We start from the raw sequence: 15,237 nt of genomic DNA on the forward strand, positions 1-15,237 counted from the left end.
TGACTCCTGGTTCGCGAGACGGTGCGCGAGCAGGGTTATACGGTTAATTCAGTCCCCTGACCAGCACAGAAGAAGGAACGCGTCGTGAAGCCCACCCTGGCCGCCGCGCAGCTGCGTGGCAGTCTGACGCAGTACCTCACGACGACGTACGCCCTGGCGGACGAGGACACCCGGCTCGCGCTTGAGCGGTTCCTGGGCGATCCGGAGACCGGCATCTTCCGTGGCCCGTACCTGCGGATCCGTACCCCTTTCCACAAGGCGGACGACGGCTGGCAGCAGGCTCTGGAGTGGCAGCCGGGATTCGCCCCCTACCGGCACCAGGCGAAAGCCTGGCAGCGGCTGAGCACGCGGGCGAAGACCGCCGAGCCGACTCTGGTGACAACCGGTACCGGCTCCGGTAAGACCGAGTCCTTCCTGATCCCCGTACTGGACCACTGTCGGCGCGAGAAGGCGCGGGGCCGGTCGGGTGTGAAGGCCGTCCTGCTGTATCCGATGAACGCCCTCGCCACCGACCAGGCGGGGCGTATCGGCGACTACCTGGCGCAGCCCGAGCTGGCGCAAGTGACGGCGGGCCTCTATATCGGTGACCGGCCGGACACCGATTTCCGGCGTGTCATGACCCGGCGCGAGCAGATGCGCCAGTCGCCGCCGGATGTGCTGGTCACCAACTACAAGATGCTCGATCTGCTGCTGCAGCGGGCCGAGGACCGGCCGCTGTGGGAAGACGCCGACATCACCTTTGTGGTGCTGGACGAGTTCCACACGTATGACGGTGCACAGGGCACGGATGTCGCGATGCTGCTGCGACGCCTCGCGGCCACTGTGGGGGTTTCGCGGCCTGGGCGTCCGCTGGGCGACATCTGTCCGGTGGCGACGTCGGCGACCCTGGGCGAGGGGCGGCCGGAGGCCGGGGCAGGGGGCCTGCTTGAGGTGGCCGAGCAGGTCTTCGGGGTGCCCTTCGATGAGGATGCGGTCATCGGGGAGGAGCGGCAGAACGCGCACGAGTTCACCGGGGCGGTGGACTACGAGCTGCCGGAGCCCCCGGGGCCCAAGGAAGTCGTCGAGGTGTCCGGTGGCCCTGGGATCGAGTCGCGGCCCGAGACGCTGGATCTGGACGGGCTCGCGGAGCGGCTGCTCGGGCGGCGAGGGCTCGACGCGTTCCAGATCGGGCGACTGCTGAAGAAGCACGACTTCACCCACGGTGTGCTCGCCCTGCTGAACGGTGAGCCGCTGGACGAGTGGGGGCTGCGGGACCGGATGGCGCGGTTCGGGTATGCCTGGGCGCGTACCGCGCGGGAGAATCCCCGGCTCGCGCTTGAGGCGCTGTCGCGGTTCGTGGCGCTGCTGTCGGCGGCGCGTGATCCGGATTCCGACGAGCGGCGGCCACGTCCCCTGCTGCACATCGAGGCGCATCTGTGGGTGCGGCCGGTGAGCCGGGTGCTGCGCGGGGTGGGCTGGGCGTCGGAGTTCCGGTGGTACGAGGACGAGCGCACCGCGGCGCGCAGGGCTGCGCTTTCGGTGGGGGCCTCGCGGAGCGAGGAGGATGCCGAGTCGTCGGACAGTGCGAGCTGGCCCGGGTCCGGCTCGTTGCGGCCGGCTCCGCTGGCGGGTTCCGACACCGCTAAGCGGCCCGCGCAGGTTCATCTGCCCGCCGTGTACTGCCGGCACTGCGGACGGTCGGGCTGGGCCGCTCTCTCGCCGGAGGCCGATCCGCAGCAACTGGTGATGGGCGCGGACAAGATCTGGCGGGCCGGGCCCAGTCGGGACAAGCGGCGGATCCGGTACTTCATCGCGGCGACTCCCTCCGAGGCAAGTGACGCACTCGCCGCGCTCACCGGAGAACGGCCAGCTGGCGGCGGCGGTACGGACCCCCTCTCCGTCGTCGTTCTGGACGGGGGCCGGGGGACGTACCGCATGCCGGTCGCCGAGGACGCGGGTGAGCTGCAGGACGCCTGGTTCGCGTTGGCGATCCTCGACCGCAAGAGCGCGGACACGGCCGCCAAGGACGACCGGTGTCCAGCCTGCGGTACGGACAACGGCATCCGGTTCCTGGGCACGGCGCTCGCCGCGCTGGCCTCCGCGTCGGTGACGCAGCTGTTCACGGGTGGGGATGTCGCGCTCGTGCCGGAGGAGCGCAAGACGCTCTTGTTCAACGACTCCACGCAGGATGCCGCGCACCGGGCCGGATACGTCGCCAACGCCTCGTACAAGTTCTCGCTGCGGTCGCTGCTCGCCCACAACATGGACGAGCCGGGCACGCCGTTGCCGCTCAATGACCTGATCGGCAACATTCTCGACTCGGTGGACGACCCACAGGCACTGGCCGCCGTTGTACCGCCGGACCTGCATGACGAGCCGGGCGTGGACCGGCTTCTGTCGGGGCGCGGCACGGGGGACGCGAGGACGTGGAAGCTCGTCGGTGAGCGGTTGGCCTTCGCGTCGGTGATGGAGTTCGGGCTGCGCTCCCGGCTCGGGCGCACGATGGAGCTGACCCGGACGGCCGCGGCAGAGGTCGTCATGCCGGAACCGGAGCGGATCACAGCCCTGGCCCGCGATCTGCACCTGACGCTGCCGGGTCAACTGATCGTGGCCGATGGGCTGCCGTCGGCGGAGCGGTATCTCGCCTTCGTGCGGGGCTTGTTGGAGCGGCTGCGGCTGCGCGGCGGAGTGCGGCACCGATGGCTCGATCCGTGGATCCGGGATGCGGGTGTGACTCGTTTCAAGATCTGGGGCGGGCGCCCGGACGGCATGCCCGCCTTTCCGGATGGGATGGCCCCGCCGCGTTTCCTGCTGGATGCGCCGAAGGACCGGACGGCGTTCGACACGATCACGGGCCGGGGCGGCTGGTACCAGGACTGGACCCGGCGCTGCCTCGGCCTGGACGCGGCCGGAGCCGTGGAGTACCTGCGGCGGCTGCTGCCCGTGCTCGCCGACGAGGGCGTGCTGTCGGTCCGCACCGCGCAGGACCGGGCGACGCGGGTCTACGGCCTGCAGCCAGGGCACATCGAAGTGCGCCTCCTCGACGACACCGTCGTCAACAAGGCATTCGTGAGCTGCGAAGTCTGCGGCTGGCAGCAGGTCGTGCCGCCCGAGCGGCGCACGCGCTGGTACGGGCACCCCTGTCCGCGCTATCGCTGCACGGGGATGCTGACACCACCGCAGTACGGGATGTCATCGACAGGGGTCGGCAGCGGCGGGTTCGGTGGCAGCCTGGAGCGGGACTACCAGGGTGACTACTACAGGCGGCTGTACCTGACAGGCGGAACGTTCCGAGTCGTCACCGCCGAGCACACCGGCATGCTCACCCGAGCCGAACGGGAGCGTGTGGAGCGGACGTTCAAGGAGGGCACGCACTACACCGACCCCAACGTGCTGTCCTGTACGCCGACGCTGGAGCTGGGCATCGACATCGGCGACCTGTCGGCAGTCCTGCTCGGTTCCCTGCCGAACGGCCCCGCGAACTACGTACAGCGAGCCGGCCGGGCCGGGCGCAAGACCGGTAACGCACTGGTGGTGGCCTTCGGCGGGCGGCGCGCACGGGACCTGTACTACCTGGACGACCCGCGCGAAATGATCGCCGGGGACATCGTCCCGCCGGGCTGCTACCTGTCCGCGGTGGAGATCCTGCGCCGCCAGTACACGGCGCATCTGCTCGACCTTGCGGCGCGTGGTGCGCTGACCACGGCGGACGGCGAGGTGCTTCAGCCCGTGCCCAGGCTGGTGTCCGCGCTGTTCGGCGCCACGGGCTGGTGCCAGGACCTCACCGACGCGGCCCTCACCCACGGGGCGCGGCTCGTCGAGGACTTCCTCAGCCTGTTCCCCGTGGGCAAGGGCGACGACACCGGCGTCTCCGCGCACGCGGCCGACGAGCTCAGGGCGTACGCCAAGGGCGGCATCAACCGTGCCTTCCAGGAGGCCGAAGAGGAGTGGACCGCTCGGCGCGAAGAGCTGCGCCGTCGTATCGCCGCGATCGACACCGCGATGGACCGGCTGCTGGCGAACGACCGGGAGCAGGACCAGGAGCGGCGCGAGCTCCTGGCCGAGCGCCGCTCCACCGGTGACCTGCTACGGGAGTTGAGCCAGGCGAGCGCCCACGGGGCACTCGTGGAATTGGGGCTGCTGCCCAACTACAGCCTCGCGGACAGCGTCACCCTGCTGGAGGGCACGCTCTACTGGTCCGAGACGCCCGAGGGCGCCGAGGACGGCCAGGCGCAGAAGACGTACCGCAGTGAGGTGCGGGACTACGAGCGGTCCCGGAAGCTGGCCCTGACCGAGCTCGCCCCCGGCAACAGCTTCTACGTCAACGGTTACCGGCACCGGGTTCGGGCCCTGGACATCGGCAGCCCGGAACGCCGGGCGTGGTCGGTGTGGAGGATGTGCCCGGCATGCGGCTACTGCCGTACGCAAAACGCTCAGACAGACACCTCCCCGTGCCCGCGCTGCCGCTCGCGGGAGATCGCGGACGCCGGCTGCGTCCACCACGTACTGGAGCCCAAGCGCGTCATCGCCCGCGACAAGCGGGACGACGCACGCGTACGTGATGACCGGGACGAGCGAGACCGTCAGCGGTACTCGATCCTCACCACCGTCGACATCGACCCGGACCTCCTGGCGCAGGGCTCCTGGCGGCACGACACAGCGGTCTTCGGCGCCGACTTCACCCGGCGGGCCGTGGTACGCACCCTGAACCTCGGCGTCGACCGGCAGGACGGCAGCAGCACCGTGGAACTGGCGGGTGAGGACGTACGGCTCAACCCCTTCTACGTGTGCACCAGTTGCGGAGGGGCGACCGCAGATGGACGGCCCGTTATCGATCAGGCCCAGCATGCCTTGAGCGAGTCTCTCGGCCGAAGCACCAAGGCCAGCGCGCACCACCAGCTGTGGTGCCCGCGCCGTAGGCTGCGAGGTGGCGGCGAAGAGCAGGGCACGGGCCAGGACGTACCGCTGGTCCTCACCCATGAGTTGGTGACCGAGGCCGTACGGATACTGCTGCCGGCGTCCGTGGCGCGGGCCAAGGAGCGTCTCGCGTCGTTCACGGCCGCTCTGTTCGCCGGTATCGCCGCCCGCTACGGCGGCGACCCGGACCACATCGACATCGCGGCCGCCTCCATGCCCGACCACGGTGACGCCGCCTGGCCGCGCCGCTTCCTCGTGGTCTACGACCGTCTTCCCGGAGGCACCGGCTACCTCCACCGGCTGGCCTCGTCCGAGGGATTTCGCGAAGTCCTGCTGAAAGCGCGTGAGGTCATCGAAACCTGCCCCTGCATCGAGAAGGGGCTGGACGGCTGCCATCGCTGCCTGCTGCGTCGGGTGCCTCCAGGCGACTACGACAAGGTGAGCCGCCAGGAAGTCCGGCAGATGCTGGACGAGCTCCTCGGTACGGACGGCGAGCGGTGGAAGACCTCACCAGTGGCCACCACGCAAGTGATCCCGATGGACAGTCAGGCCGAGAGCGACCTGGAGGTCATGTTCATCGACACCCTGCGGGAGTGGGCCGCGCTGCCCGACTCCCGGTCGAGTGCGGACGCCTACATCACCCCCGCCGGCACCCACGCACTGGACCTGAGACTTACCGGTCCGAACGGCTCGACCCTGAGCTGGCGGGTCTCTCAGCAGCGTGTCCTGGACAGCACCCGGCCCGACGTGCTGTTCGAACGGCTCGACGCATCGGGACCGCGGGTGGCGCTCTATCTCGACGGCTACGAGTACCACGCGAGCCGTAAGCACAATCGCGCCGCGGACGACGCCACCAAGCGGACCAGGCTGCGTGCACAGGGTCTGCGGGTCTTCCAGCTGACGTATGCCGACGTCAAGGAGTGGCAGCAGCGGGTACAGGACACCGGATACGCGGGCACTGGTCCGGCCAACCCCGTGTGGCGGCCCTACGCGGAGCAGGGCCAAGCCAAGGCGCGCGGCTACTACGCGAGCGTACGCAAAGGATTGCCGGGCGAGTTGTCCGAGCTGGTGTGGGTGAACCCTGCCGAGCTGCTGCTCGCCTACCTCCGGTCCCCTGACGCCGACACCTGGCAATGGCGCACCGAAGCCGCGCTCGCCGGGCTGACCGGAGCCGGGGCACAAGGGGGTGCTCTGGCACCCGAGGCGGTGGGCCCGCAGATCGAGGCCGCGCTACGCGGCGCCACACCTCGCGGGCCACGTGGACCAGTGCAGGTGTTCTCGGTAACGGAAGGGGCGGGCTGCCGGCTGGTGTTCGCCGCGGATGGCCGCGTCAAGCCGCCCGCTTGGACGGCTCTGGCCGTGCTCGACGACCGGGACACGGTGTTCCCGAACGAGGAGGCTCACAAGCGGCGTTGGCGTGCGTGGCTGTACTGGAGCAATCTGCTGCAGTTCCTGGAGCACGGTGGCGGCGACAGCGCCCAGCTGACTGTCCGACAGGTCGAGGGGTTCTCAGCGCAGACGCTGGCTGTGGCCGGTGGCGCCGGGTGGCTGCCGAGCGTCCGCATCACGCTGGACGAGCTTGACGAGGCAGCCGAGGGCAGCGGCGCGACCGACCGAGAATCAGCCGGGCGCGGTGCCATGCCGCATGCCTCGGAACCGAAGCAGAGCACGGCTTCCGGCCCCTCTTCGGAGCAACCCGTGTCCGAGCAGACGGTCGATCCAGCTACCGAGACACCGGCAGTGACCGACGATCGAGCACAAGGGCCCGCAGAGCATTCGTCTTCCGCAGCGGCCTCGCAGCGAGATGCAGGCTGGGATCAGGTACTGGAATACCTCGATCCGGAGGAGCCGGCCCTCGGCCAGTTGGCGCGGCAACTCGCCGAACGGCACGTGGCCCTCCCGGACGACGGCTACGAGCTCGACGACCACGGCTGGATGGCCGAACTCGCCTGGCCCCCGGCGCGGATCGGCATCGTCCTCGCACCACGCCCAGCCGTGGGTGAGGACAGCGATCCGGAAGCAGACGACCGTGACCGGGCCTTCGCCCGCGCCGGCTGGGAAGTGCGGCCTGCTGCCAAGTGGACCGTCGACGAAATCACCGACCGGCTCCACCCGGAGGGACCATCGCCCACTGGAACGGACCCGGACCCGAACCACCATCGCACTATGAACAACGGGGAGACCGAGGCGTGAACACCAAGAGCGCGACCCTGCGCCTGCTCGACAAGGCGGACAAGGAGATCCTCAGACTCCCCCGCTCGGTCAAAGGCGCGATCTACGACTTCCAGCACAAGTTCAAGAGCAACCCCGACGCCACCGGGCTCAAGCTCCAGCGGCTGAAGGGCCACGACAGGCTCTGGTCCGCACGCGTCAACGACGAGTACCGCGCACTGCTGCTGCGCCTCGCCGATGACGACTGGCTGATCGTCTCCGTCAAACACCGCAAGGACGTCTACGACAACCTCGACCGGCTCGCATACTCGGTCAACCAGGTCACCGGAGGCATCGAGTACGTCGACCTGCAGGTCGTGGCAGACAGGGTCACCACACCACCGACCAGCACTAAGACCACGTCACCGCCCGCATCTCCGGTTTCTCCCGGCCCGACGGCACCCGCCACCGATGACGCTTCCGCGCCGACCGCGTTGTTCGCCTCATGGACCGAGGAACAGCTCACCGCCCTCGGCGTGGCCGGCTCCCTGATCCCTGTCGTCCAGGCCCTCACCACAGAGGACCATCTGCTCGGCCTGGTGGAACACGCCCCGCAACTGACCGGCGAGGTGCTGCTCTCCCTGCACGACGGAAAGTCCTACGACGAGGTGCTGGAAGAAGTCACAGCACCCGTCGCCGCGCCCGACCCGGTCGACACGGAGGACTTCCAGGCAGCCGCGGAGCGCCCCGCGACCATCGTCACCACAACGGACGAAGCTTTGCGCGAGGCACTCGAAGGCGGAAGCTTCGGGCGCTGGAAGGTGTTTCTCCACCCCACCCAGGCGAAGCTGGTCGAGCGGGACTACTCGGGCCCGGCACGAGTGGGCGGCGGCCCCGGCACCGGCAAGACCATCGTGGCGCTGCACAGGGTCAAGCACTTGGTCGACCAGCTGCCCTCCGGGGCGAACAAGCCCGTCCTGCTCACCACGTTCAACAAGAACCTCGCCGCCGACCTGCGCTCCCGTCTCCTCGAGCTGGGCGGCGAACAGCTGCTGGCCCGTGTGGAGATCAGCAATGTCGACCAACTCGCCCTGCGCGTCGTACGGGAGGCCGAGCCCGGCAGCCGCAAGCAGACCATCGACGACAACCAGGCCGTACGCGAGTGGCGGACCATGCTCGAAGAACTCGCCGAGACAGCGTGGGACGCGGAGTTCCTGCACGACGAATGGACCCAGGTCATCCTCGGTCAGGCCGTCACGTCACGCAGCGACTACTTCCGGGCCCGCCGTGCGGGTCGCGGCAAGAACATCAGCCGCGCCGAGCGCGCCGAGATCTGGCAGCTCGCCGAGCGCTTCACCCAGCGACTCGACCGGCTCGGCCGCCAGACCTGGGACCAGGTATCCGAGCGGGCCGCACGCCTGGAAATGCAACGGGAACAACGCATCCAGACCATCGAGCGCCGACGCGAGGAGGCCGGCGGCCTCGACAACATCCACGTCCAGGACGGCTCGGGGGGCTGGCTGCGCTACCGGTACCGCCACATCGTCGTCGACGAAGCACAGGACCTGCGCCCCGCGCACTGGAAGATGCTGCGCGCGATGACCGCCCGGGACCGCAACGACCTCTTCTTGGTCGGCGACACCCACCAGCGCATCTATAAGAACCAGGTCACTCTCGGCAGCCTCGGCGTCAACATCCGCGGCCGGTCCGCCAAGCTGAGCCTGAGCTACCGGACGACCCGGCAGATCCTGCGCTCGGCGCTCGACGTCCTGAGCCAGGAGAAGTACGACGACCTCGACGGCAGCCAGGAGACCTTGGCCGGATACCGGTCGGTGCTCAGCGGCGGCTTGCCGGGACTGCACGGCTGCACGGACTGGGAAGCCGAGCGTGAGGCCATCGCCGCTCTGATCGAGGGCTGGGCTGACATCCCTGCCGAGCAGATCGCGATCTGCGTGCCCACCAACCAGATGGCAAGTGAGATCGCCTATACGTTGGCGCAGCACGGCACCCGTGCCCTTGAGATCGGCCCCGACGGCCCACGCGGTGACGGTGGAGTCCATATCGGCACGATGTTCCGGTTCAAGGGGCTCGAATACCAGCGCATGATCATCGCTGGGGTGAGTGACGGCCTCGTACCCCGCGACGCGGTCACTCGCCTGCGGGCCGCGGATCCGTCACGGTACCGGCGAGAGGTGCAGCGATCCCGCTCGCTGCTGTTTGTCGCGACGACCCGGGCACGCGACAGCCTGGACATCTTCTGGCACGGCACCCCGAGCCCGTTCCTGGAGCCGCTCCTGGCAGCTTGACGCACTCCCTCCACAGCCTTGACTTAATGACACAATCATTGTGTCATTAGCGCATGCTGTACGAGACTCCCTCTCTGGGCACCGACGACCAGCGGGCCCTCGATGAGATCGAGAGCATGCGCCGTTCCCTGCGCCACATGCTCCGGGCCACCCCGCGCTGGACCCGCCAGCTGCGACGCAACCTCACCGCTCGCGCGATCGCCGGATCGAACACCATCGAGGGGTACGCGGCGACGGTCGATGACGTGGAAGCACTCATGTCTGGCGAGGAACCCCTGGAGACGGGGGAGAAGACGCGTGTCGAGCTGGAGGGCTACCAGCGGGGCATGACCTACATCCAAGCCCTCGCCGACGCCGGGGACGACTTCCGGTACGACGCCGGGCTGCTCAACGGTCTGCACTTTATGTTGCAGGGCCATCACCTGGACAAACGCCCCGGCCGCTGGCGCGACGGACCCGTTTACGTCACCAGCCCCGACGACCCCATGGTCCCCGCCTACACCGCGCCCGACCAGGCGGCAGCCCCCGCACTGATGCATGAGTTCATCGACTGGCTGAACGATGGGGATCTCGACTCCCCGGTCCATGTCCGCGCCTCCATGGCCCATCTCAACCTCGTCAAGATCCACCCGTGGAAGGATGGCAACGGGCGTATGTCCCGCGCCCTGTCGACACTCGTCTTCTCTCGCGAGGCGCTGATGCCGCCTGAGTTCTCCTCCATCGAGGAGTGGCTCGGCCGCGGTCAGAACACGTACGCCTACTACCAGGTCCTGGAGGACGTCGGTGGCCCGCACTGGAGCCCAGATCGGGACACCAGCCCCTGGATCCGGTTCTGCCTGACCGCCCACCACCGCCAGGCCCAGCAGGCCCAGCGGCGCTTCGATGTGATGTCCCGCGCCTGGACCCGCCTGGTCGAAGGCGTTGAGGCGACCGGTCTTGACGAGCGGGTCGTCTACGCACTGCTGCCCGCATTCTCGGACGCGAAGGTCCGCCGCACCGTCTACCAACAGGACGCCGACCTCAGCGACCAGCAGGCCATCCGCGACATCCGGGAGCTCGTGGCCCGCGGCTGGCTCATCCCCCACGGCGAGGCCCGCGCCCGCCACTACGCTCCCGGACCGCTCATGGATCCCGTCCGGGAAGAGGTCCGCCAGTCCATGGAGCCGTACACAGATCCCTACCGACGTACGCAGTGACCGGCACTCCCTGGGGCCACTGGCTCGTGCTACGCCGCCGGGTCTTCCAACGCTGAAAGGCTCTGCGCTGGCTCGATGCGGGCCTCCAGCTCCTTGGTCTGGCCGACGATGCAGCGGGCGTAGGTGGCGTACAGCATGGCCACACTGGTACCGGCCCACTCTGCTACCTGCGCTGGAGGAACACCGCTGTTCAGCCAGCTGGTCAGGCAGGTATGCCGCAGGTCGTACACGCGCTTGCCCGTCGGGGAGTCCCACTCCGCCCCGGAGAGGCTCGCTCTGCGAGCCTCGGCCCAGACCCTGCGGTATACAGAGCCTGCGAGTAGCCCACCCCTTTCCCCTTGGAACAGGATGTCGTCGCAGGAAAGGCCGTATTGCTCGATCAAGTCACGCACAGTTGCGACGAGTTCAGGATGTGCCGGTACGACGCGAGAGTCGCCCGCCCCGCGGCCCTTGAGGTTCCGCTCGTCATGGACCTGGCCAGTGTCCGTCCAGTGCCGCCCTGCTTCGGGTCGTGTGGCGTGCACGAGCAACTCGCCCCAGCCGCGTTCGGGAAGGATGGCGTCACGAACGAGCAGAGCGACGGCTTCCTCCGGGCGTAGTCCGGCGTAGTAGAGGCTGGCGAAGTAGGCGCGGTAGCAGCGGCCCATCCGCGGGCGGTGGCCGATCCAAGTCAAAATACCTGCGGTCATGCCGGGACTGAGCAGGCAGCGCCGGTCCACTGCGGCGCACTCCTGGGAAACGGTTCTGCGCCCTTTGGGTAGCGGGTTGTCCGAGAGGATCTTCCGCCTCACTGCGTATCCCATCGCCACGTTCAGGATGCGGCGGTGCCGCCGGACCGACGAGGCCACAGCGGCTGACCCGTCCAGCAGCGTGCCCAGTGCCAGGAGTACGTCCGCTACCGCTGCGGGGTCGTCCCAAATGTCCATGGTGGGGCTACGCCGCCGCGCCCAGTCGAGGAGCGCTATGACCTCAGCCGGCGCCTTGTCCCGCCGGTTGGTGTTGAACGCCCACTCACGCAACGCGGTACGGAAGAGTCGTGCGCCGGCGCCGGGAGGGATTCCGCCCAACAGAGCCGTCGTTGTGATCATGAGTGTCCGCGCGGTGTTCTTGCGGTGGTTCGCGGAGGCCCTGGGCCACTGAGCGTCGACGAACTGGAGGGCAAAGTCGTACCAGCTAGGACCTGTCCGGCCGATCATGTTCGAAGCCAGATGACGATCGCTGCGGCGGTCACGGTGCCGAGGTAGACGTAGCCGCGCTTGTCGTAGCGGGTGGCGACCGCCCGGGACTGTTTCAGGCGGTTTATGGTCCGCTCGACGGTGTTGCGCTTCTTGTACCGCTGCTCGTCGAAGCCGGGTGGCCGTCCTCCGCGTGAGCCTTTGCGTAGGCGGGCGGCCTGGCTGTCGGTCTTCTCCGGGATCGCGTGGCGGATTCCTCGGCGCCGAAGGTATTCACGGACGGGCCCGTTGCTGTATGCCTTGTCGGCAGCGAGGCTTTCCGGCTTCACGCGCGGTCTCCCCGGCCCGAGTCTCGGCACTCGGATCTTCTCCATCACGGCGATGAACTGCGTGCAGTCCGCCCGCTGACCTGGGGTAACAATCAGAGACAGCGGGCGGCAACGGCCGTCCGCGCCCAGGTGGAGCTTGGTGGTGAACCCACCGCGCGAGCGGCCCATGCCCTCACCTCCTGCACCACCTCCACCAGGCGGGCGGCGAGACCCCACCACGGCGTCTCGTGCTGGTGTTCTGCCGCTGCGTCCCCTTTTGAGGCGGGGGCCGGCGGCGGTTCGGTGCGGGCGCCGGCCGCGTGCTGATGTGCCCGCGCGATGGTGGAGTCGACCGAGATGTCCCAGTCGATCTCACCGGCCGCGTCGGCCGCGGCCTGCACCTGCTGGAGCAGCCGTTCCCAGGTGCCGTCGGCCGACCACAGGCGGTGTGAAGTAGGCCGCCGGCGAGGTGCTCGTGGCGCGAGTCCTTTTCCGACGGCCCCTTCCCGAACGGTGCGGGCTAGTTTCCCAGCACACCGCTCTCCAGTGACGTTCTTCGAGTGGACGAAGAAGCCTGTCCGGCGTGGATTCCGTTGTGACACGCCTGGCAGACCACCAGGGTCTTTCGCCTGCGCGACGCCATAATCAACGCCCACACTGGACGGGTAGGCCGACCCGGCTTGTTCAGGTCTGCGAGCTTGCGGATGTGGTGAACTTCCACCCTTTCCGTTGACCCGCACATCTCGCACGTATCGGCCAAGAGCCGTTTGACGAGTTCGTTCCTTCCGAAATACGTCATAGGCAACGGCTCCTTGTCGGTGACTTCCGCCATGCGCTGCCGCTTCAAGGGGATGCCCCCGAAGCGGGCCACCAGTGGCTTCTTGTCGGCGCCTCGTGAGACTCTCACCTCGAAGCATGTTCGCGGACCGTCCGGAGTGGCAACGACCGCTCTATATTTCCGAGCCATCCGTGTTGCGGAGGTTCGATGCTTGGAGGCGAGCGTCTTGAGCATGGATGTCTCCATCACCCACCGAAGACGCGAAAGGCGTGAAACATCCTGTGCCAGCAAGTAGTACTGAACGAGACCCCGGTACTCAGCTTGGTATGCAGCGATGATTGAGAAGTCGCTGTCATGGAGTAGCACTCCTCGCTGGTAGGGTTTCCCGTTTCGCATGTACGGCGCGCACCGTTGCCGGACTAACTCCTGCGGCACGAACAGCCCAATGATGCCGTTGGCTGAACGGCGAGGGCCGGTGAGTTTCGTGTCGCATCGCTGTGCTCTGACCTCGTAGCCGAGGAAGCGCGCCGCCTGGCTGGAGGCGTGCGTGATTAGAGTCTTTGGTTCAGAGAGGCTCAGCTTCAGGTCAGCATGAAGGAACTCTCTGATCCGTGACTTGATCTCTTCGGCTTCGTTCCTTGGCCCAGCAAACCCGAGCAGCCAGTCGTCGGCATATCTGACGTACCGAAGTCGGCGGAATCCCGGATCGTGCGGGTCCAAGCTCGGCAGCGAGCGCCGCTTGAGTCGCAGCTCTCGTGCTGCGGCTTTGTCACCGCGCGCCACCGCCCGCCACATCCGGGCATCCAGCCGATGGTATTCAGGATGATGCCGCCTCTGCCTTCCCAGGTTGTAGTCCGGCAGTAGCTCCTGCTCAACGAACCGGTCCAGCCGGTCGAGGTAGATGTTGGACAGCACAGGCGAGACGACCCCGCCCTGCGGAGTGCCGCTGAGCGTGGCGTTCCACTGCCAGTCCTCCAGATACCCAGCGCGAAGAATGCAGCGAATGGGCTGCACGAATCGGCCATCGTGGATCTTGTCCCCCAGGATCGTGAGCATGACCTCGTGATCCAAACTGCCGAAGCAGTCAGAGATATCACCCTCGATGAACCAGCGTGTTCCGGTCCAGCTTTTCACTACCTCCTGCAATGCCGTGTGGCATCCGCGACCAGTGCGAAAGCCGTGGGATCGGTCGGAAAACTGGACGTCGTAGTACGCCTCCAGTAAAAGGCGAACCACTTCGGCGACGAGCTTGTCCGACCACGTCGGCAAGCCAAGCGGGCGCTTCTTCTTCGCGTCTCCCTTCTTTTCGATGTAGACCCGCTTGACCGGCGTCCACCGATAGGACTCCGAACGGAGCCTCTCGATGATCGCGTCGATCTTCACTATCGACATTCCGTCGACCGTCTCGCCTGTGACCCCAGGTGTCATCGCACCGTTGTTCCGGTAGATGCGCCCGTACGCCACAAGAAAGAGATCCCTATTGAACAGTTGCCTGTAGATCCTCTCCAGCGGCAAGCCTCGCTTGCCGCGATCTCGAATGACGTCCAGTACTGTTCCAGCACTCTGCATTACGCATACCTCCCTCTCCTGGACGTCGTAATCACCTGTGCCCCTTCGCCCTGCGGCCCGGTTTTCCCGGCCTCCCCGGCAGGTCGTCACTCCTGCGACTACTACGGGCACTCCGTCACCCTAGGACTCTCGTCCCGTAGGCGATCCCGCGGTACGTCTTTGCTGTACGTATCTAGCACAACTTAGGTCGCCCACTCATTTCCTTAGCCACCCTCATTGGGAGGCGTCTCCCGCTCCGGAGGTGCCCGGCCAAACGTCACATAGCCAGACAGAATGGGAGCATCGGTTTCAGGTGCTGTTCCGATGGGTTTCTACTTGTGCCCCTGGAAATTAGGCTTCAAGCAATCCAGCTTTGACCATATTGCGCGGGTCTTGCGGCGCTCCGTCGTCGTGCACCTTCGGATCGGCTGCCGCTTTCCTGACATGCTACGGTCCCCTTTGGCTTTCACCGCCAGGTAAGTCAGGTGACCCAAGAACCTCCTCCGAGTTCATCCCGGACACTCCGGGGATACAACAAAGCGCCTCACGGCGCACGGCGTTCGTAGACCGTCTTCCACGGACCGAACCGTTCGGGCAGGTCACGCCACTGAACTCCGGTTCGCACCCGGTGCAGAATCCCGTCGATCACGTGACGGTGATCCCGCCACCTGCCGCAACGCCCGTTGCTGACAGGCAGGAACGGCCGCAGCCGTTCCCACTCGGCATCCGTCAGATCACCCCGCCCCATGTCCATAAGAACGATCAGCAGCGGAGTCAGTCGCATGCTCTGCCGGATCAGTCCTAGTCTCCCGAGAATCCGAAGATTCCCAGGTGAGTCGGCCTGTCGCCGGAGTAGAGGACGATGTAGTAACCGGTCCA

At 67.4% G+C, this 15,237-nt stretch carries 5 protein-coding genes and 2 pseudogenes; 3 read left to right on the forward strand and 4 right to left on the reverse strand.

Translation table 11 applies throughout. The annotated features are described in order from the left end of the window. The first annotated feature begins 84 nt into the window (after positions 1–84). The 3 genes from ACFYO9_RS16290 to ACFYO9_RS16300 are packed head-to-tail and all read left to right on the forward strand — an operon-like array spanning position 85 to position 10,549. The gene (locus tag ACFYO9_RS16290) at positions 85–7,089 is read left to right on the forward strand and encodes a DEAD/DEAH box helicase (RefSeq protein WP_358776103.1); all 7,005 of its coding nucleotides are present in this window, start codon (positions 85–87) and stop codon (positions 7,087–7,089) included. Then, complete coding sequence (locus ACFYO9_RS16295) at positions 7,086–9,353, forward strand: UvrD-helicase domain-containing protein (protein WP_358776105.1); 2,268 nt, start codon at positions 7,086–7,088, stop codon at positions 9,351–9,353. The genes ACFYO9_RS16290 and ACFYO9_RS16295 overlap by 4 nt, the downstream gene beginning before the upstream one ends. Before the next feature lie 53 nt (positions 9,354–9,406). Next, positions 9,407–10,549, forward strand: coding sequence for a Fic family protein (locus ACFYO9_RS16300; RefSeq protein WP_358776107.1), 1,143 nt, complete (start codon positions 9,407–9,409; stop codon positions 10,547–10,549). Positions 10,550–10,578: 29 nt separating this feature from the next. Here the strand turns inward: ACFYO9_RS16300 and ACFYO9_RS16305 are convergent, their stop codons facing one another. The 4 genes and pseudogenes from ACFYO9_RS16305 to ACFYO9_RS16320 all read right to left on the reverse strand — a co-directional run. Further along, positions 10,579–11,637 carry a site-specific integrase gene (locus tag ACFYO9_RS16305; RefSeq protein ID WP_358776109.1) on the reverse strand — a complete coding sequence of 353 codons (1,059 nt, stop codon included), beginning with the start codon at positions 11,635–11,637 and terminating at the stop codon, positions 10,579–10,581. Between the two features lie 104 nt (positions 11,638–11,741). Next, positions 11,742–12,481 (reverse strand): annotated as a pseudogene (locus tag ACFYO9_RS16310) (IS5 family transposase); the annotation flags it as partial. 71 nt (positions 12,482–12,552) lie between these two features. Then, a complete protein-coding gene (locus tag ACFYO9_RS16315; protein ID WP_358779413.1) occupies positions 12,553–14,379 on the reverse strand; it encodes a reverse transcriptase domain-containing protein in 1,827 nt (608 codons plus the stop codon). A 529-nt stretch (positions 14,380–14,908) separates the two neighbouring features. Then, positions 14,909–15,106 (reverse strand): annotated as a pseudogene (locus tag ACFYO9_RS16320) (transposase); the annotation flags it as partial. Positions 15,107–15,237 lie beyond the last annotated feature (131 nt).

Source organism: Streptomyces sp. NPDC005863 (assembly GCF_042871345.1).
Classification (GTDB): domain Bacteria; phylum Actinomycetota; class Actinomycetes; order Streptomycetales; family Streptomycetaceae; genus Streptomyces.